The 19,928-nt window shown below is 47.8% G+C and carries 11 protein-coding genes; 10 read left to right on the top strand and 1 reads right to left on the bottom strand.

Annotated elements, in window-relative coordinates:
* Positions 1-333 precede the first annotated feature (333 nt).
* Entirely contained in the window at positions 334-1,209 is an 876-nt protein-coding gene (locus tag ACFQ0C_RS33005; RefSeq protein WP_379373294.1) for a LysR family transcriptional regulator, read from the bottom strand.
* 122 nt (positions 1,210-1,331) lie between these two features.
* Between ACFQ0C_RS33005 and zwf the strand changes: the two genes are divergently transcribed.
* The 10 genes from zwf to ACFQ0C_RS32955 all read left to right on the top strand — a co-directional run bounded on the left by zwf (position 1,332) and on the right by ACFQ0C_RS32955 (position 19,854).
* Positions 1,332-2,858, top strand: a complete 1,527-nt coding sequence (gene zwf / locus ACFQ0C_RS33000) for a glucose-6-phosphate dehydrogenase (protein ID WP_379373292.1) — start codon at positions 1,332-1,334, stop codon at positions 2,856-2,858.
* Positions 2,842-4,827, top strand: coding sequence for a transketolase (gene tkt / locus ACFQ0C_RS32995; protein ID WP_379373298.1), 1,986 nt, complete (start codon positions 2,842-2,844; stop codon positions 4,825-4,827). The genes zwf and tkt overlap by 17 nt, the downstream gene beginning before the upstream one ends.
* 81 nt (positions 4,828-4,908) lie before the next feature.
* Entirely contained in the window at positions 4,909-5,577 is a 669-nt protein-coding gene (fsa, locus tag ACFQ0C_RS32990; protein ID WP_379373290.1) for a fructose-6-phosphate aldolase, read from the top strand.
* Between the two features lie 42 nt (positions 5,578-5,619).
* Positions 5,620-6,966, top strand: a complete 1,347-nt coding sequence (locus ACFQ0C_RS32985; RefSeq protein ID WP_379373288.1) for a glucose-6-phosphate isomerase — start codon at positions 5,620-5,622, stop codon at positions 6,964-6,966.
* Between the two features lie 20 nt (positions 6,967-6,986).
* Positions 6,987-8,405 carry an NADP-dependent phosphogluconate dehydrogenase gene (gene gndA, locus ACFQ0C_RS32980; RefSeq protein WP_379373286.1) on the top strand — a complete coding sequence of 473 codons (1,419 nt, stop codon included), beginning with the start codon at positions 6,987-6,989 and terminating at the stop codon, positions 8,403-8,405.
* A 289-nt stretch (positions 8,406-8,694) separates the two neighbouring features.
* A complete protein-coding gene (locus tag ACFQ0C_RS32975; protein ID WP_379373284.1) occupies positions 8,695-12,030 on the top strand; it encodes an ATP-binding protein in 3,336 nt (1,111 codons plus the stop codon).
* A gap of 217 nt (positions 12,031-12,247) precedes the next feature.
* Entirely contained in the window at positions 12,248-12,526 is a 279-nt protein-coding gene (locus ACFQ0C_RS32970) for an S-layer homology domain-containing protein (RefSeq protein WP_379373296.1), read from the top strand.
* Positions 12,527-12,888: 362 nt separating this feature from the next.
* Entirely contained in the window at positions 12,889-17,244 is a 4,356-nt protein-coding gene (locus tag ACFQ0C_RS32965) for an RCC1 domain-containing protein (protein WP_379373282.1), read from the top strand.
* 98 nt (positions 17,245-17,342) lie between these two features.
* Complete coding sequence (locus ACFQ0C_RS32960; protein WP_379373280.1) at positions 17,343-19,271, top strand: outer membrane protein assembly factor BamB family protein; 1,929 nt, start codon at positions 17,343-17,345, stop codon at positions 19,269-19,271.
* A 307-nt stretch (positions 19,272-19,578) separates the two neighbouring features.
* Positions 19,579-19,854, top strand: a complete 276-nt coding sequence (locus ACFQ0C_RS32955; protein ID WP_379373278.1) for a DUF2269 family protein — start codon at positions 19,579-19,581, stop codon at positions 19,852-19,854.
* Positions 19,855-19,928: the final 74 nt, after the last annotated feature.

Below are 19,928 nucleotides of genomic sequence, written 5' to 3'. Positions count from 1 at the left end.
GCTAAGCAGGTCGCATAATTTTTTAAAAAAGAGCCCATGGATTTGGGATCAGTCTGACTTTCAAAGAATTGAATTATGAAATTGACTTAATGTGCATCTTTTTTCCATTCTTAGCTAATACTAGACCACATTATATGAAAATTACTGCATTTTCGCAGTTTATTCCTTCCACCCGCAAATTTCAGTAGAGAATAACTGCATATTCGCAGGAATCTATTTGGTCCAATTGAAGCTAACAAGATTCATTTTCACCGATTCACATACCAAGTTCATCCTTATTACTAATTATGGCAGTATCGATCAGCCTATAAGCTGCTTGATTCACGTAACTATTTATTTCACAAGTTCAATAAACTTGCTTGCCGCATTGGAAAGCGGCATATTGCGCATAATCATGAAGCCCACTTGGGAAGGTGGCATCTGGATATCTAATTGAATTTCAAAGAGGGACCCTTCTTCCAGTTCCTTGGAAATGAATTCTTTCGTTATGTAAGAGATTCCGAGACCTTTCCGCGCAAACTCGATGAGAAGATCGACGCTTCCCACCTCAATTTCAGGCTTGATTTGATAACCATAGCTTTCAAATAGTTCTGTGATGGCCATACGTACCCGGCTATTCCGCGAGAATAGGATAATTGGGTACTGAAGCAGCAGCTCCAGTGAGAGCACCCTATCCTTAAGCTCGTCATAACGAGCCCCCGCTACAAAGCAGTCCTGCAGCTGTATTCCCTTCATCACTTCAAGCTGAGAATCGACGATAGGCATACGAACGACCCCCAAATCGATTTTACCTTCTTTCAAAAATGAGATGGTTTCTGGCGTCGTCCCATGATTTAGATGCAATTTGATACCCGGGTACTTCTCATGATAGGTTTCCAGATAAGGAAGCATATAATGCTTGAATAAAGAATCACTGCCGCCGATCCTTAGCTCGCCGCTGTCGAGATTTTTAAGCGCGGCCATCTTTTCTTCGGCCAAGGATATGAGGATCTGAGACTTCTCGATATAAGAATACAGGATGATGCCCTCAGGCGTTAAGGCAACGCCTTTGGAATTCCTGTAAAACAAGGTGATGCCGAAGCTCTCTTCCAGCTGCTTGATAGCGTGGGTGACGCTAGGCTGGGTGAGGAACAATGATTTGGCAGCCTTGGACAGGCTTCCCGTCTTCGCAGCCCAGTAAAAAACCTTGTATAGTTCGTAATTGATCATAGACGTGGTCTATATCTCCCTTAAAATATATTAATTACCTGTATAGGTGATATTCGTATTATAGTGGATAAGAGAAATAGAAACCAGAGCTAACCAAGAAGCCCTGCTGGAAGGAGAAGAAAATGGAGGCTACCACGTTTGTCTTGTTTGGAGCTACAGGGGATTTAGCCAAAAGAAAAATTTACCCTGCTCTGTATAATTTGTTCATCGATCAGAAATTACCACAATCCTTCTCCGTAATCGGCCTTGGAAGAAGAGAGCTGTCTGATAAAGCTTTTCAAGCAAATGTCGAGCAATCTCTCCTCACGTTTTCCAGGCGTGAAGCGAACGATCCTGTATTAATGGAAAACTTCTTGCGTAAATTCCGTTATAACGTTCTTGACGTAAACCGTAAAGAAGATTACCAGAAGCTGCTGCAGTTGATTGAACAACAGGAAGAAGAGCTTCGCATGGAGCCGAATCGCATGTTTTATTTGTCTGTAGGACCTGAATTTTTTGAAACCATTACAGCCAACATCCATGAAAGCGGGCTTGGTTCTGCGAATGGCTGGAAGCGTCTTGTGATCGAGAAGCCTTTCGGTCATGATCTGCAGTCCGCTCGGGATTTGAATAAAAATCTGAGCAAGGCTTTTACGGAAGATGAGATTTTTCGAATCGATCATTATCTCGGCAAGCCGATGGTACAGAAGCTTGATGTTCTGCAGCAGAGCAATCCGGTCCTTCAAGCATTATGGGGCAACCGATACATTGCTAATGTTCAAATAACGGCCAACGAAACCGTCGGTGTTGAAGAACGTGCTGGCTATTACGATCATGTTGGCGCTGTGAGAGACATGTTCCAAAACCATATGCTGCAATTGCTCATGATGCTGACGATCCACCTCCCTAACAACAGTACTTCAGAGAATGTCCGCTTCAAAAAGAAACTGGTGATGGATTCCCTGAAGCTGCTGCAAAAAGAGGATGTCAGCTCCAACGTTGTCCGCGGACAGTACGGGGAAGGAACGATCCAGGGGAAACCGGTGGTCGGTTATACATCTGAACCCAACATTGCTGCAACCTCTAGAAATGACACCTTTATCGCAGCAAAGCTGCAAATCGATGATTATTTTTGGCGGGGCGTTCCTTTTTACATCCGTACCGGCAAAAGAATGAAGGACAAATCGACACGAATCGTGATCGAGTTCAAAGAACCGTTAAAGCAGTCAGGGACAGCAGCCGTAGATACTAAAATGCCTAACCTTCTCATATTTGAAATCAGTCCTAACGAAGGCATTTTGCTCCAATTAAATACAATAGATCCACTGAACAAAGGCGAGTTCAAGCCGATTCATATCGACTTTCATGAGAGTAGGGACGATGTGCCTGAGGCTTATGAGAACTTGATTTGCGACGCTTTGCACGGGGATTCTACGTTTTTTGCGCATTGGGATGAAGTTGAATTGTCATGGCAATGGGTTCAACCTATCTTAGATGCATACGAAGAGAACCTGGTGCCGCTCCATCTCTATACAGCTGGTACTTACGGACCTGTCGAGTCCGATGAGCTGTTGGCACAAGACGGTTATCATTGGTGGTTCGATGACAAATCGGTACAAGAAATCGAGTCCATAAAAGGAGGACAATATGCCTATCACACAAACGATTGATCAACTGGCTATCGATACAATTCGTACGTTATCTATTGATGCCATTAACGCTGCCAATTCCGGACATCCGGGGTTGCCTATGGGAGCTGCGCCTATGGCGTATACACTTTGGGGAAAGCATCTTAATCACAATCCGGCCCATGCAAAATGGTTCAATCGGGATCGCTTTGTATTATCCGCGGGTCACGGCTCTGCTTTGCTTTACAGCCTTCTGCATTTGTCTGGCTACAATGTTTCTATAGAAGATGTGAAGCAGTTCCGCAAGCTGAACAGTAAGACACCGGGACATCCTGAATTTGGCCACACAGATGGCGTAGATGCAACAACCGGTCCTCTAGGACAAGGTATTGCGATGGCTGTAGGTATGGCGATGGCTGAAGCGCACCTGGCTTCGAAATTTAACCAAAGCGGGTTCCCGGTTGTCGACCACTTCACCTATGCGCTTGTTGGAGATGGCTGCTTGATGGAAGGGATCTCTTACGAGGCTATGTCCATGGCAGGACACATGAAACTGGGCAAATTGGTTGTATTGTACGATTCCAACGACATTTCTCTGGACGGCGATCTCAATCTTTCCTTTGGGGAGAACATGCAAAAAAGAGCAGAATCCGCAAATTGGCAGTATTTGAGAGTTGAAGACGGCAATGACATCGAGCAAATTGCTAAAGCTATCGAAGCTGCCAAGCAGAATGATTCCCAGCCGACGATTATCGAAATTAGGACGATTATCGGATACGGAAGCAAAGTAGCGGGAACAAATAAAGCGCATGGTGCTCCACTTGGCAAAGAAGAAGGTAAGGCTACCAAGGAAGCTTACGGTTGGAAGTATGAGGAAGAATTCACGGTTCCGGCAGAAGTGAAAGCCCATTTTGCGCAGCTTAAACAAAATGGCGAGGCCAAAGAAGCAGCGTGGAATCAATTGATCAGCTCTTATAAAGTACAGCATCCTGCTCTTGCAGCGGAGCTTGAACAAGTTATTGGTGGTTCTGTCGTTATCGATGCAGCAGACATTCTTACCTTCGATGCTTCCAAGTCGATTTCAACCCGTGTAGCAAGCGGTCAAGCGATCAATCATTTCGTTAAATCGGTTCCTTCGATCTTCGGAGGCAGCGCAGACTTGTCCCATTCCACTATGACCGATATTAGCGGTGAGCAAGTATTTGCCATTGAATCCTATGCGGGACGTAATATCTACTTCGGCGTTCGCGAGCATGCAATGGGTGCAGCTGGCAACGGTATGGCGCTGCACGGCGGCGTGAAACCATTCGTAAGCACGTTCTTCGTGTTCAGCGACTATTTGCGCCCGTCGATTCGACTGGCTGCTCTGCAGAAACTGCCTGTTATTTACGTATTTACCCATGATTCAGTGGCTGTCGGAGAAGATGGACCCACACATGAGCCCGTTGAGCACCTGGCAGCTTTGCGCACCATTCCAGGACTTACGGTGATACGTCCAACCGACGCCAATGAAACGGCAAGTGCATGGGCCTACGCCTTGCAGCAAAATGAAGGTCCGGTAGCCCTGGTGCTGAGCAGACAGAACCTGCCTATCTATGAGGCGACCAAAGGCAATATAGACGGAGTAACCAAAGGAGCCTATGTGCTGGCGGAAACGAATAATCAGCCGGATGTTATCCTGATTGGCACCGGTTCTGAAGTTTCCTTGGCCGTTAAAGCGAAGGCTGAGCTTGAGAAGGATAATATTTCTGTACGCGTAGTTGCCATGCCAAGCCGAGAGCTGTTCAATCGTCAATCTGAAGCTTATAGGCAGTCGGTGCTTCCTGATTCTGTGACAAAGCGTTTAGCTATTGAAGCTGGCATTTCGCTTGGTTGGGAACGATACACAGGACCAAGCGGCAATGTATTGTCAATCGATACATTCGGAGCTTCGGGATCAGGTCCTGAGGTCTTGGAATATTTTGGATTCTCCGTGGATAATGTAGTTCGTTTGACGAAAGAATTACTGTAGGAAGTGGAAGAAAACAAAAAAAACAGTTAAACTATAGTTTGAATGTTAAATTATACCCATAAAAAAACGGAGGTAATAACTATGAAATTCTTTATCGACACGGCTAATCTGGTAGACATCAAAAAAGCTTATAAAACAGGTCTTTTGTCCGGTGTTACGACAAACCCATCTTTGATTGCCAAAGAAGGCGTGAAATTCGAAGATCGCATCGCTGAGATTTTGCGCGAAGTACCTGAGGTTGAATCCGTTTCGGCCGAAGTAACGCCTGATGCAGAAACAGCTGAAGACATGATCGCACAAGCGAATGAATTGATCAAAATCAACAACAATGACAAAAACATCACCATTAAGCTCCCGATGACGTTGGCAGGCTTGGAGGCATGCCGTTACCTGACGAAGAAAGGTGTTAAGACAAACGTAACATTGATCTTCACTGTGAACCAAGCACTCTTGGCAGCTCGCGCTGGCGCAACTTATGTATCCCCGTTCCTGGGCCGTTTGGATGATATTTCGGAAGATGGCGTTCTACTCGTCTCCAAAATCGCTGAATTGTTCCGTACTCATAACCTGGATGCACAAATCATCGCGGCATCTGTACGTCATCCGGACCACGTAACACGCGTAGCCATGGCTGGTGCCCATATCGCAACAATTCCTTTCTCAGTCATCGAACAAATGACCAAACATCCACTAACGGATCAAGGCATGGAGAAATTTGCTGCCGACTGGAAAAAAACAACGCAACTTTAAGCTGCACTTTATTATAAAAGGGTTTAAAGGAGAACAATTCAAATGACAATTTCATTCGATTACTTCAATGCGCTATCGTTTATCCAGCAGCACGAGGTGGATAATTTCAGTGAGTTCGTGAAGGTAGCTCACAATATGCTGCATGACAAGCAGGGCCCTGGATCCGATTATTTGGGCTGGGTTAATCTGCCGCTTGATTATGATAAAGAAGAATTTGCGAGAATTAAAGACGCCGCGAAACGCATTCGCAGCAATTCTCAAGCTCTCATCGTAATTGGTATCGGTGGTTCCTATTTGGGAGCAAGATCGGCGATTGAAGCGCTATCCCATACTTTCCATAACCAAATGAAGGGTAATACGGAGGTATATTTTGCCGGTCAAAATATCAGCTCAACGTATATCACTCATTTATTGGAGCTGCTTGAGGGCAAAGACATTTCCCTAAATGTTATTTCCAAGTCGGGCACAACGACGGAACCGGCCATTGCATTCCGTATTTTGCGTGATTATATGGAAAAGAAATATGGTAAAGAGGAAGCGCGCAAACGCATCTTCGCGACAACCGACCAATCGAAGGGCGCACTCAAAAAACTTGCCGATGAAGAAGGCTATGAAACCTTCGTCATTCCCGATGATGTAGGCGGACGTTATTCCGTGCTTACAGCGGTAGGGCTTCTGCCGATTGCAACTGCCGGACTCAACATCGATCAAATGATGGAAGGAGCAGCGGCTGCTGCTAAGAAATACAATAATCCCGATCTAGCTTCAAATGAGAGCTATCAGTATGCGGCTGTTCGTAACGCTCTTTACCGTAAAGGTAAAACAATTGAGCTGCTTGCTAACTTTGAGCCCTCTCTGCATTTTGTTTCCGAATGGTGGAAGCAGCTGTTTGGCGAAAGCGAAGGGAAGGACCAAAAAGGGCTATATCCGGCATCCGTCGATTTCACGACCGATTTGCATTCCATGGGCCAATATGTTCAAGAAGGTCGACGCGATCTCATCGAGACAGTGCTTTCGGTGAAGAAAGCGAAAGTCGAATTTACTATCCAAGAGGACTCCGGTAATCTGGACGGATTGAATTTTGTTGCAGGAATGACGATGGATGAAGTGAACAAAAAGGCAGCTGAAGGCACGCGGCTTGCACATGTCGATGGCGGCGTACCTAATCTGATTGTTGAATTGGATGAGCTTAATGAGTATACGTACGGCGAAATGGTTTATTTCTTCGAGAAAGCCTGCGGCATCAGCGGCTTGCTGCTTGGGGTTAACCCGTTCGATCAACCTGGCGTAGAGGCGTACAAAATCAATATGTTTGCATTGCTTGGCAAGCCTGGTTTTGAGGAGCAAAAAGCTGAGCTCTTAAAACGCTTATCTACAGCCGGACAGTAACGACAGGGAGGTAGCTACTTGTGAAAAAACAACAAATTGGTGTGGTCGGTTTGGCCGTCATGGGTAAAAACCTCGCCTTGAATATCGAAAGCAAGGGTTTCTCGGTTGCGGTGTATAACCGTTCAGCAGAGAAAACAAATGAACTATTGGCAGAAGCGCAAGGAAAAGATTTCGTTGGCACCTACAATGTAGAAGAATTCGTTCAGTCGCTGGAGAAACCGCGTAAAATCCTTATTATGGTCAAAGCGGGCCAACCTACTGACGATACTATTAATCAGTTGGTGCCTTACCTGGATCAAGGAGATATTCTGATCGATGGCGGAAACGCATATTTCCCTGATACACAGCGCAGAAACAAGGATCTTCAGGCTCAAGGCTTCCGCTTCATCGGCGCAGGCGTTTCCGGAGGAGAAGAAGGCGCATTGAAAGGCCCAGCAATTATGCCTGGTGGGCAAAAAGATGCGTATGAGCTGGTTGAGCCGATCCTGACAGCCATTTCTGCCAAAGTGAATGGCGACCCTTGCTCGACTTATATTGGAGCAGATGGCGCAGGCCATTATGTCAAAATGGTACACAACGGGATCGAATACGGCGATATGCAGCTTATTGGCGAAGCCTATCATCTACTCAAGGATGTACTGAACTTGAGTACAAGCCAGCTGCATGACATTTTCACAGAATGGAACAATGGCGAGCTGGATAGCTATTTGATCGAAATCACAGCCGATATTTTCAAGAAGGCAGATCCCGATACAGGCAAACCGATGGTGGATGTAATTCTTGATTCGGCAGGGCAAAAAGGTACCGGTAAATGGACTAGCCAAAGTGCATTGGATCTGGGCGTTCCATTGTCCATCATAACTGAATCCGTGTTCGCGCGGTTTATCTCCGCAATGAAAGAAGAACGCGTAGCCGCAAGCAAGCTGTTGAAAGGTCCTGCGGTATCCGGCTATGAAGGGGACCCTAATGAATTTATCGAAGCAGTTCGCAAAGCTTTGTATACAAGTAAAATAGCTTCCTATGCTCAGGGTTTTGCACAAATGAGAGCTGCTTCTGACGCATACAACTGGGATCTGAACTATGGCAGCATAGCGATGATATTCCGCGGTGGATGTATTATCCGTGCAAGATTTCTGCAAAATATTAAGGATGCTTATGACCGGAACCCTGCTTTAAGCAACCTGTTCTTGGACGAATACTTCAACGGTATCGTTGAAAACTATCAGGAAGCTTGGAGAAAAGTCATAGCGATTGCCGTAACAAGAGGAATTCCGGTTCCTGCTTTTGCTTCTGCTCTAGCCTATTATGACAGCTATCGATCGGAGAGGCTGCCAGCTAATCTACTGCAAGCACAAAGGGATTATTTCGGGGCTCATACGTTCCAACGTCTTGATAAAGAGGGAAGCTTCCATTTCCAGTGGATGGACAATAACAAGTAAGTACGATCCTTAAATTACGATCCATTCATTTAACAACAAAGGCACTCCTAGCGGCTGGTCATGAAATGTCATATTTCATAACTAGCCAACATAGGAGTGCTTTTTAGTTAATGTGCCCCTATACCGGGAAATCGTAGTTGACGGAAGGTAGCAATTGGAGCTTCTAGCCGTCAAAGTCCGTCACCCATACCTAATTTCATAACATTAGTACTAGTCGACTATTGACTGACTGTCTGAGATATGTTTTAGATAAAAGAAAGTAGAACATGCAGGATTGGGGGTTGTCATTTTGACAGGTTGCCGTTTTCAATTATTAGGCAGTTTGAAAATCACCTTCGATGACGAGACCATACCGACAATTCCCGGCAAAAAGGTCGGGCTGCTGTTGGCGTACTTGATTCTGGCTTTTGACATACCCCAAAGCAGGAGACAAATGGCCTTTGACTTTTGGCCGGATTCCACCGAGAAACAAGCTCTTTCCAATCTGCGCAAACTCATTCATGATCTTCGAAAATGCTTCCCACAAATAAACCGCTATCTCCAAATCACTTCGTCTTACATGCATTGGATTAATGAACTGCCCTGCTATTCGGATGTGCACGAGTTTGAACAGGCGGCTCAAGGAAAAACTCTCTATGAGCTGCGTCAAGCGGAAGAACTGTACCGAGGCGAGCTACTCCCCGGATTTTATGAGGAATGGCTCAATGCAAAGCGGGAATTGTTGGCGCAAACGTATTTAGACGTGCTCGACAAACTCATTTCTATGCTGGAAAGTCAGCGGGAATACTCCTCGGCCTTAATTTTCGCGAATAAACTGCTGGCCCAAAATAAATTAAGGGAGGAAACTTATCGTACGCTGATGCGGCTAAAAGCCTTGAACAAAGATATGGCCGGTGTTGTGCAAATTTATGAGCAATTGTGCTGCGTTTTTGAAGCTGAGCTTGGCATTGCTCCTGCGGGGGAGACTCAGCAGTTGTTTCAAAGACTCGCGCAGAGCGGAGGCGATAATTCGAATGTCGCATACAGACAAACTCCGTTTATCGGCAGAATCGATGAATGGGGAAGTATGCTGAGTGTTTGGCAGCAGGCTAAGGCGGGCAGAACCTCCTTGCTTGTGCTGAAGGGAGAGTCGGGAATTGGAAAAACCAGAATGGCGATGGAATTTAAGGGTTGGCTAGAAAGCCAAGGGATACAAACGGCTTTTGCCGGATGTTATCCAACGGTAAGGTCGCTATCCTACACTCCGGTAACAAATTGGCTCAGAAGCATTCCGTTGCCACAGATGAGCCCGGTATGGCTGTCGGAGCTAGCTCGATTGCTGCCTGAATTGTATGAACGCTATCCGGACTTGCCGATGCCGAACCCGATTCAGGAAAATTGGCAGCTGAACAAGTGGTATGAAGCGATAGAACGGATGCTGCTTGATCAACAACCACTGCTGCTCATCCTTGATGATATTCAATGGAGCGACATGGAAACGCTTCAGCTTATTTCCTATCTTCTTCGCGGCGGCTCGAAAGCCAAACTCTTCGTGATCGCGACAATGAGAACAGATGAGTTCGCAGACGATGCAATCGGGCGTTTTTTCACAGGACTTCGGCTTGAACGGAACCTAACGGAAATCGAGCTTGCCCCTTTCAGCGAGGAGGATACGAAACGACTGATGGCCGCTATAGTGGGCAATTCGTTAGCGGACCTTAACTCATCCAGTTTATACATGGATACCGGAGGAAATCCACTGTTCATTGTCGAGACGATGAGGGAATGGCAAACAAGCAGCAACAAAAGTGAATTGAGGCTTTCGCCTTTGGTGAAATCCGCTATCGAAAACCGCTTAAACAGGCTTTCAGAGGAATGCATACAGCTTATTTCAGCTGTAGCGGCTGTCGGAAGGCCGGTGTTACCGGAATTTATGGCACTTGTTTTAGAGTCGAAAGAGAAAACTGTACTTGAAATTATGGAGCAGTTGGTGAAGCTGAAAGTTATGCATGAATTGGGGGACGGTCAGTACGATTTTACGCATGAACTCCTAAGGGGAGTCGCGTACAAATTGAAGAACGACAGTATACTCCGCTATTATCATCAGCAGATTGCCAATGGCCTGATTGCTTTTCATCACAGACTGCCTGAGCCTATTGCCGCGGAAATCGCCTTTCATTACGAACTCGCAGGAATGGGTAGTGAGGCGGTTCCTTATTATGAAATGGCTGCATCGGCTGAGGAGAAGATCTATGCCAATGAAACGAGAATCAAATATTACCGAAAGCTTTGCAAGCTGCTGCCATCCGAACAAATTTTACCTATTCTGATGAAACTAGGCGAAGCTTGTATCATGATGGGGGATTGGATCGAAGCGGAAAAGACATACAAACAATGGCTTGAGCGGTCAGAAAATTCTGCATCGATCAGAGAACGATCCGTATGCGACGTAGTGCTCGGGAATTGTTTGCGATTGCAAGGTAAATATGAAGAAGCGAGAGTTCATTTGGAGCGAGCAATGCGCAGCTTTGAGCTTTTGGAGGATCATTGCGGACTGATTTCCGTTTATGTGACGCTCGGCATTCTTCATTACTATAGAGGAAATTATGACAAGGTATTCTTTTATCTGAGGAAAAGAATGGGGTTGTCTCATGTCGAGAATCAATCCCACGAGGATTGCCGATTCTTTGGAATAATAGGACATCTGTTTTATGACCAATGCAAATACGACCAAGCGATTATTTGGATCAAGAAACAAATCCGGCTAGCAACTAAGAACCAGGATAAGTATTCCATCGAGCAAGCCATGGGCATCTTGGCATTGGTGTATATGGATATGGATGAAATGGATCGGGCTTTCGATCTCATAGTGGATAAGATGGAAATCAGCAATTCGATAGGAGACCGTATGGGCTTCGCTAATGCTTTTGGAATGTTAGGGAAGTACTATTGGTATCTCGGACAACATGCGCAGGCATCACCATGTATCGTCTTTTGTCTTGAAGAAGCCGTTGCTATCAAGGATTGGCGAGTCGTGGCCATCATGCTCAGTTTTGAAGGTCGCAACCTTTTGGCGCAGCATCGACTGGAGGAGGCTGATCTTTTGCTCGGATGCTCGATACGGCTGTTCAAACAACTGCACGCCCCTTATTTCAAATGCGAAACTCTCTACTTCATGAGCTTGCTGAGGCAGCGCCAAAATCAATATGAAAGTGCTGTGGAGGCAGCGGAAGAAGCTCTGCATATCGCAAATATGCTTAGGCGAAAAGATATGCGGATCAGCCTCCTTGTGCTGCTGTGGCAATTGAAGACAGGTTTAGGCTGGATAAGTCTCGACGAAGCAACAAACAGACTGGAGCGAATATTCGAGCAAAATTCCGGTTTAAAAGAACAGGCCTCGATTCGATATGCAATATGGAAGCTGAATCCTGAATCGCTTGAACATCGAACCGCTGCGCTATTATTGAATGAAGAGCTTTACCGAAAATCGGGCAAACAGCAATATTTCGACCATTGCCGTGAGCTTAACGGTTTCTGCCCAGCCGCAACTGCGCGTCCGATGCCGCCCCTTGCAGCCGAGGTCGCTCAAGCCAAAAGGATCTCCGCGGAAATTTTGAATGAAATCGATTACTATTTGAACGGGTGAAAAATTGAAACGTTTTTGAAGCGGCTCCTTCTTTAGATTGCTGCCGACTAGCGATAATGATAGATCCTATTAGCTCATAAATATAAGGAGGGCGGTCCGTAGGAATCGGTTTCTTTGCATTTATAAGAGTAACCACTATAAACTTGAAGCGTTTTAGAAACGCTCCATCCTTTAGGATAGATCTGAAGGAGTTTAGAGTTAACGTTCTTTGAAATCAGTGATGTGGAAATTCTTGCAGCAGATCACATACTGCGTTGAGCTTGGCATTATCAATGGCTATCCTGACGGCACATTTCAGCCGAACAGGACGATCAACCACGCTGAAATGATCACTATGGTCGTCCAAGCGGCCAATTTGCCGCTCACGGACGATGTAGCGTCCGGTTTTCAGGATAACGCGGATATTCCCGATTATGCAAAAAGCAATGCTTCTGCATCCAAACGGCACGGCATCCTTGGCTACATTACCGACAATAAGTTCAAGCCAGACGAATAGTCGACCCGCGCCGAGTCGGTAACCGCCATAATGAACATGCTGAAAGTTAAAAAGTAAATTTTGAAACGCTTTTGAAGCGCTCCCTTCTATAGAATGTTTTTCTAAAGGAGGGATTTTCTATATTCAATACATTACGGAAGGATGAATTTTATTGAAGATGAATTTTAAGAAAAAGAAAACGGTTATTTCCTTTACAATGTAATCGAAAGGAGGTGTTTCCGGGTTAATGTAAATGGAAACGTCTGTTTGGGGAACTAACGCTTAGGCTCAACTCGGGGATAGAACAAGACAATCTTTAACATACGAGGTCATTAAATTTGAAACTGCTATATCCATGACATTCAGGATGAGGTGTGTCATCCATGTTACAAACTGTATCAAGTGGAGGTGTTGTGATGAATGCCTGTATTCCAAAACCGATGCAAATCGTCTTTTCTTTAGCGTTCTTTTTGTCGATGGTCTTCTCTTTTCCAAATTTCGTATTTGCACAAGATCCTGCTTGTACTCCCGGTTTTACGACTAAACCAATGGTAACCGGGGGATATGCCCATACCGTTACCTTGAACAGCGATGGAACGGTATGGGCATGGGGGCTCAACCAATACGGACAACTTGGAAACGGTTCGTTCAATAACAGCGGCTCCCCTGTAAAAGTGCCCACTTTGTGCAATGTCACCGCCATTGTAGCAGGAGGGGACCATGTCGTTGCCCTGAAAAGCGATGGAACGGTATGGGTATGGGGGTCCAACGACTTTGGCCAACTCGGCAACGCCACAAACGGGTATTATAGTTCCGTGCCTGTGCAAGTGACCAATCTGAGCAATGTCAGCGCCGTTGCAGCAGGTCACAGACATACCGTTGTCCTGAAAAAAGATGGAACGGTATGGGCATGGGGCAGAAACGGCTTCGGCCAACTCGGGGACGGAACAACCGCAACCGGCCGTTCTCCGGTGCAAGCGAATGGCCTAAGCGATATCGTCGCCGTTGCCGCAGGAGTTTCTCATACCGTTGCCGTAAAAAGCGATGGGACGGTGTGGACTTGGGGCAGTAACGTTTATGGCCAGCTTGGTTACGCTACGGCGGCTCCTGACAATGATAGCCTCATACCCAAGCAGGTGCCTAACATGAGCGATGTTAAATCTATTGCAGCAGGAAGCGACCATACCGTTGTGCTGAAACGCGATGGAACGGCCTGGACTTGGGGCTGGAACATCGCCGGGCAGCTCGGGAACGGAACATCTACATCGAGCCATGATCCGGTTCAAGCACTGAGCAGCCTTAACCCAAGGCAAGGGCTGAACAATGTCGTCTCCATTGCTGCAGGAAGAATGCATTCGATTGCCCTGTTAAGCGACGGAACATTGCGGGTTTGGGGGTTAAATAGCAGCGGCCAGCTCGGAAATGGAACCGTACAGGACCGTTTGGTTGCCGGGAAGCCCGATTTGGATGGAGTTATCGTCACCGCTGGAGCAGGATACGACTATATGATGGCTGTAAAAAACGACGGAACCGTGTGGACCTGGGGATGGAACGGCTATGGTCAACTCGGATACGACACGGCTCCAGGTTCAACTTCCGTAGTTCCCAAACAAGTTGAGGGATTCAGTGTAATCGTAATCAATCCAACCTTACAGCTTAGCGGCAGAGAGACTTTGTCCTATTCGGAATGGACAACGGCTCCTGCGAATTTGAATGCTCATATATACAATCCCGGCAGCGATCTTACTGATGTAACGCTTAAACTAATAGCGGGTCCCGGGTTGAGTCTTGTTGACGGCGATGCTGTTCATGCGATCGACCGAATTACCTCTGGAACGATTGCCAAAACAACTTGGAAAGTGAAGCCCGCTGCAGAAGGTATCCATCAACTAACAGTAAATGCTTACCGGGAGGGAAACTCTGAACCGTTTGCAACGGCTGTGTTTCATATTAAAGCATCAGCCCCCGTTGTGTCGCCAAACGTCAGGTTGGGAGGAATAAACGGACATCAAAATAATGGTACTCCCGTAGCTTCAAGGTCTGCTAATCTAGTGTTTACTGTAAACCTTGAAATTCCGTGCCAGGATGTCAGGCTGGTTGCATCGGATGCGTCCGGAAACCGCTATACGGGTCATATGAGCCCCATTCCCGGCGCAGCTTGGTCACATATATTTAATCCGCATAGTGAGGGATTGACGGCTTCGCCTTTAGCGGTTGAAATTATTACTGATTGCGGACCGGCTCAACAATTCACAATTATTTTAATCGATCCGAGCGGGATTGTTTACAATGCGGCGCGCGGGGATGAGAAGGTTTGGCCGCTGCCGGGGGCTACGGTTGTTTTGCAATATTACGATCCTGCATTACGCCAATGGGTTGATATGAGCGAAGAAGACTATCCAGGGAGATTAGACCCAATCACCAATCCCCAAACTACAGGCGAAGACGGTCGGTATGCCTGGGATACAGCGGCAGGACAATACCGGGTGACAGTCAGCCGCCCCGGATTTCAAAGCGCAATTAGCCGTTTCGTTGAAGTTCCGCCTCCGGTAACGGATTTGCACGTTGGATTAACTCCTACGGACGTGGTACCGCCAAGCATTACGGTAAGCGGTGCAACCTATGGAGAAACATACATGCAACCCGTTACCGTACAATTCAGTACGTCCGATGATGAATCAGGCGTACGGTTTGTGATCTATCAACTGGATCGTGACGAGGTGCAGCGGGCAAACGGAAATGCCGGTTCTTTCCTTGTGACTGCGCCGGGGTCTCACACCGTCGATTTCAAGGTTGCCGATCATGCCGGGAATGTACTTTCCAAAACCATAACGTTTACGATTGCTGAGCCGTCAACGGAACATACCAATTTCACCGTGACCTTTGACAGCAACGGCGGTTCACCGGTGAACAGTCAAGTGGTGAACAAAGGCAGCGCAGCTACCAAGCCAATCGATCCGGCTAAGCCCGGATATAGCTTCGCAGGCTGGTACGCCGACAGCGGCTTGACTGCGGCGTTTGATTTCGCAACCGCGATTGCCGGGGATACCGCGCTGTATGCGAAGTGGACGGCAAGCAGTAACGCAGCAGACTTGAGCGCCTTGCTTCTTTCAGACACCGTGCTGAACCCGGCGTTTGCCTCCAGCACGACAAGTTATACGGCTAGCGTGGCGAACGGCGTATCGTCAGTGACGGTGACGGCGTCGGTATACAATGCCATCTATGCCAGTGTGACGGCTAGCGTATACAACAGCTCCGGCACGCTGGCGGGCGGGCTGCTTACCTTGACGAGCGGCGCGGCGTCTCCACCGTTTCCGCTAAGCGTGGGCAGCAACACGATTCCGGTAGTTGTAACGACGCAGGACGGCGCCACGAAGGCGTATACTGTGACGGTGACACGCGCGACTGCTTCGTCCCGCGGCAGTTCCGGTTCATCGGGTAGCGGCACGGGCAGCGTATCCAATAACACGACACCGTTCCGAATCCTCATTGACGGCAAGGAGTTTGAGCAAATCGCCACAGCCGCCGCTTCGAAAGAGGGTGATAGAACCATTTATACGGTGACGATAGATGCGGCTCAAATGGCGGAATTGCTTGCCAAGGCGGGAGACCGACCGCTGATGGTCATACCTGTTACGGCAAGCGCGGACAAAGTGGCGGTGGTCTTGACCGGGGATGCGGTGAAAGCGATGGAAAACAAGCAGGCCGTGCTGGACATCCGAACGTCTAACGGGAGCTACAGGCTGTCGGCGGCGGAAATACAGATCGATCCTTTAGCGAAACAGCTAGGAGAGCATGTGAAACTGCCGGATATCGTCGTGCGAGCGGGCATTGCAAAGAGTGAAGCTGATAAAGTCAGGCTTATGGAAAATGCGGCTGAAAAAGGTAAGTTTACCGTCGTCGTTCCACCGGTCGATTTCACACTGAGCGCCTCGTATAACGGCAAAACGGCGGACGCAGACAAGTTTAACTCGTACGTGAAGCGCGAAATTCCGCTTCCAGACGGCGTAGACTCGAACAGAATCACAACCGCCGTCGTGTTGGAGGCAGACGGAACCATCCGCCATGCGCCGACATTCGTTGCATCGCGCGACGGGAAGTATTACGCGGCCGTCTACAGCTTGACGAACAGCACGTATGCCCTCATTTGGTACCCCATGACATTTGCAGATGTCGAGGGACATTGGGCTAAACATGCGGTAAACGACATGGCATCAAGGATGGTGGTTAACGGAGTCGATGAGAGTCGGTACCAGCCGGATTCGGCTATTACCCGCGCGGAGTTCGCTGCGATCATCGTACGGGCGCTGGGACTGGCCGACAATGGGAAAACCTCCGTCTTTACGGATGTGAAGTCCAGTGATTGGTACATCGGGGCGGTAGCAAAAGCACAGGAATACAATATCATAGAAGGGTATGAGGACCAAACTTTCCGCCCGACGAAGACGATCACACGCCAAGAAGCCATGGTGATGACCGCACGGGCGATGAAGCTTGCAGGGCTGGAAACGAACCTCAGCGCTGCTGACGCGGATGCTGCGCTATCCAGGTTTTCAGACAGCACAGCTGTCGGTACATGGGCCAAACAGGGGGTCGCCGCAGCCGTGAAAAGTGGGCTGGTCAGCGGATCGGATGCGGGATTGCTGCCGGTTAGCAACATTACTAGAGCGGAAACGGCGGCCATCGTTCAGCGGATGCTGGAGAAGGCCCAATTGATCGGCAATAACAGTAACAGATAGGCTATCTTGAAACGGGGCTGTTCCTGAGTAAAAATTTTACTAATCTAAGGACAAGGACAGTCCCTTTTCTGAGGTCAATTTTTGAAAGGAGCTTTGCCATGTTTAAAAGGAAATCGCTTTATGCTTTGCTCTGTTTTGTTTTGCTGCTGGCCGGTCTGTTTCCGCTCCATTCTGCAACGGCGATTGCTGTTGAGTTGAACGCGAATATGAACAAGAATCTTGCTGCGCCAAGCTCAAACGGCATGAAAAGATGGGGGTTCACAACATGGGGTCAGATCTTCTCCTCTCCGGCCATCGGTACGGACGGCACCGTCTATGTCGGATCTAATGACGGGAAGCTCTATGCAGTCAATAAAAATGGAACGAAGAAATGGGAGTTTGTAACGGGGGACCAAGTCACCTCCTCTCCGGCGATCGGCGCAGACGGTACCATCTATGTCGGATCTGACGATAAGAAGCTCTATGCGATCAAGCTGGATGGTGCGAAGAAATGGGAGTTCGTTACAGAGGGCAGAATTTTCTCCACTCCGGCGATTGGTTCTGACGGTACCGTCTATGTCGGATCGTACGATAAGAAGCTGTATGCGATCAAGCCGGACGGAACGAAAAAATGGGAGTTCGTAGCGGGGGACGTTGTCTCCTCCTCCCCAACGATCGGAGCAGACGGCACCATCTATGTCGGATCCAGGGATAAGAAGCTCTATGCGATTAAACCGGACGGAACGAAAAAATGGGAGTTTGTAGCGGGGCAATCTGTTGAATCCTCTCCGGCGATCATTTCTGACGGCACCATCTATGTCGGTTCTGAAGACAAAAAATTGTATGCGATCAAGCCGGATGGAACGAAGAAATGGGAGTTCGTAATGGGGGGTGCCGTCTACTCCTCCCCGGTAATTGGAGTAGACGGCACCGTCTATGTCGGATCGTACGATAAGAAGCTGTATGCGATCAAGCCGGACGGAACGAAAAAATGGGAATTTGTATCGGGGGATGTAATCTTCTCCTCCCCGGCGATCGGAGCAGATGGTACCATCTTTGTTGGTTCTGGGGACAAGAAGCTGTATGCAATCAATCCGAATGGAACAAAAAAGTGGGAATTCGCAACGGAAAAAGAATTGGGGTCCTCCCCGGCGATCGGTCCTGACGGAGCCGTGTATATAGGATCCTCTGATACCATTTTATACGCGGTCGGGATGGTTTACGTAAGCGGAGTCAGCATAAATAAAACCGAGCTCGCATTGAAAGTCGGGCAGAGCGAGACGCTGCAGGCGGCAGTCACGCCTGACGACGCTACATTCAAAGACATTGCGTGGTCCAGCAACGACGCTCGTATCGCCACGGTGGACAATACCGGTAAAGTGACAGGCATCGCACCGGGTAAGACTACGATTACGGCAACTGCGGAGAACGGAGGATACTTCAAACAATGCGAGGTGACTGTAACCAAAGCGAACGATACGCCTTCACCGGGCAATACACCTGCCCCGGACATCTCCCTGTCGGACATCAACGGACACTGGGCGAAAAACAACGTCATCCAGGCGGTGAATAAAGGCATCGTGAGCGGCTATCCCGACGGTACGTTCAAACCGGACCGCAGCGTCAGCCGCGCCGAGTTTGCCGTACTGCTGATGAACGCGCTGAAGCCTCCCGGCAAAGGCGCGGCGCTAACCTTTGAAGACAAGGATACGATCGGTTCGTGGGCAGTCAAGGAGATCGCGCAGTGCGTAGAGCTCGGCATCATCAACGGCTATCCGGATGGCACATTCGGGCCGAACAAGACGATCAACCACGCCGAGATGATCACTATGGTCGTCCGGGCAGGAAACTTGCCGACCATAGACAATGCGGCGACCCAATACTTGGACAATGCGGCTATTCCCGATTATGCAAGAAGCAAAGCCGCTGCAGCCGAACTGTACGGCATTGCCAGCTACATCACCGATAACAAGTTCAAGTCGGAAGAACCTTCGACCCGCGCCGAGTCGGTAACCGCCATAATGAACATGCTGAAAGTGAAGAAGTAAAATTTTGAAGCGCTTTTGAAGCACTCCGTTCATTAGAATGGATTTGAGAATATTAGGAAAGGACGCTGAGAATCGGAAGCGATTCAATAGAACCTGTACTACCAAAAATACTGTAGAAAAAAGGGATAATCCTTGAGTTGGCTCATTTTGGTTCATGTGTTATCGGCCATTATCGGAATTGGTCCGACGTTTTTCAATAATGTTCTGCTGAAATCTCATCAGAGCGTTGACGAATTGAGACATTCGCTGTAGCTTTTCAAACGCCAAAATCGGTGGAACAATTGCCTTACTAAGCGGTTTGGTACTGGTGTGGATCGGCGATTACGGAACGTTCATGCAGATGTGGATTTTCGGTTCTCTTATCCTTTATATTGTCATACAACTTATAATTATCGGATTCATCGTTCCTGCTGTGAATAAGTTAACGGTGTGGCTGAACGATCCGGCCAATCGGGATGCGACTTCTTTGCCCGCCGAACAACAAGCTTATTCCAGCAAGGCCAATAATTTGTTTTGGGTAGTTTCCGTGCTGGGAGCGATACTGTTTATTTTCATGATTATGAAACCCGTCATCTGGAGTTAGTTCTGTTTTGCTAAGGACAGTCTCTTTCCTATTTCTTGAAGTATGCCGGAAATTTCGAAGAAATTGATCATTAT

It is taken from the genome of Paenibacillus sp. GCM10027630 (genome assembly GCF_042676305.1).
Lineage (GTDB): Bacteria > Bacillota > Bacilli > Paenibacillales > NBRC-103111 > Paenibacillus_S.
Note: the sequence above shows the minus strand (reverse complement) of the source record. Positions and strands in the feature narration are given on the sequence as shown.

Excerpts from the sequence above, each read along its gene's own strand:
- ACFQ0C_RS33005 (WP_379373294.1), bottom strand. The coding sequence starts at position 1,209 with ATGATCAATTACGAACTATACAAGGTTTTTTACTGGGCTGCGAAGACG.
- zwf (WP_379373292.1), top strand. The coding sequence starts at position 1,332 with ATGGAGGCTACCACGTTTGTCTTGTTTGGAGCTACAGGGGATTTAGCC.
- fsa (WP_379373290.1), top strand. The coding sequence starts at position 4,909 with ATGAAATTCTTTATCGACACGGCTAATCTGGTAGACATCAAAAAAGCT.
- ACFQ0C_RS32985 (WP_379373288.1), top strand. The coding sequence starts at position 5,620 with ATGACAATTTCATTCGATTACTTCAATGCGCTATCGTTTATCCAGCAG.
- ACFQ0C_RS32965 (WP_379373282.1), top strand. The coding sequence starts at position 12,889 with ATGTTACAAACTGTATCAAGTGGAGGTGTTGTGATGAATGCCTGTATT.
- ACFQ0C_RS32960 (WP_379373280.1), top strand. The coding sequence starts at position 17,343 with ATGTTTAAAAGGAAATCGCTTTATGCTTTGCTCTGTTTTGTTTTGCTG.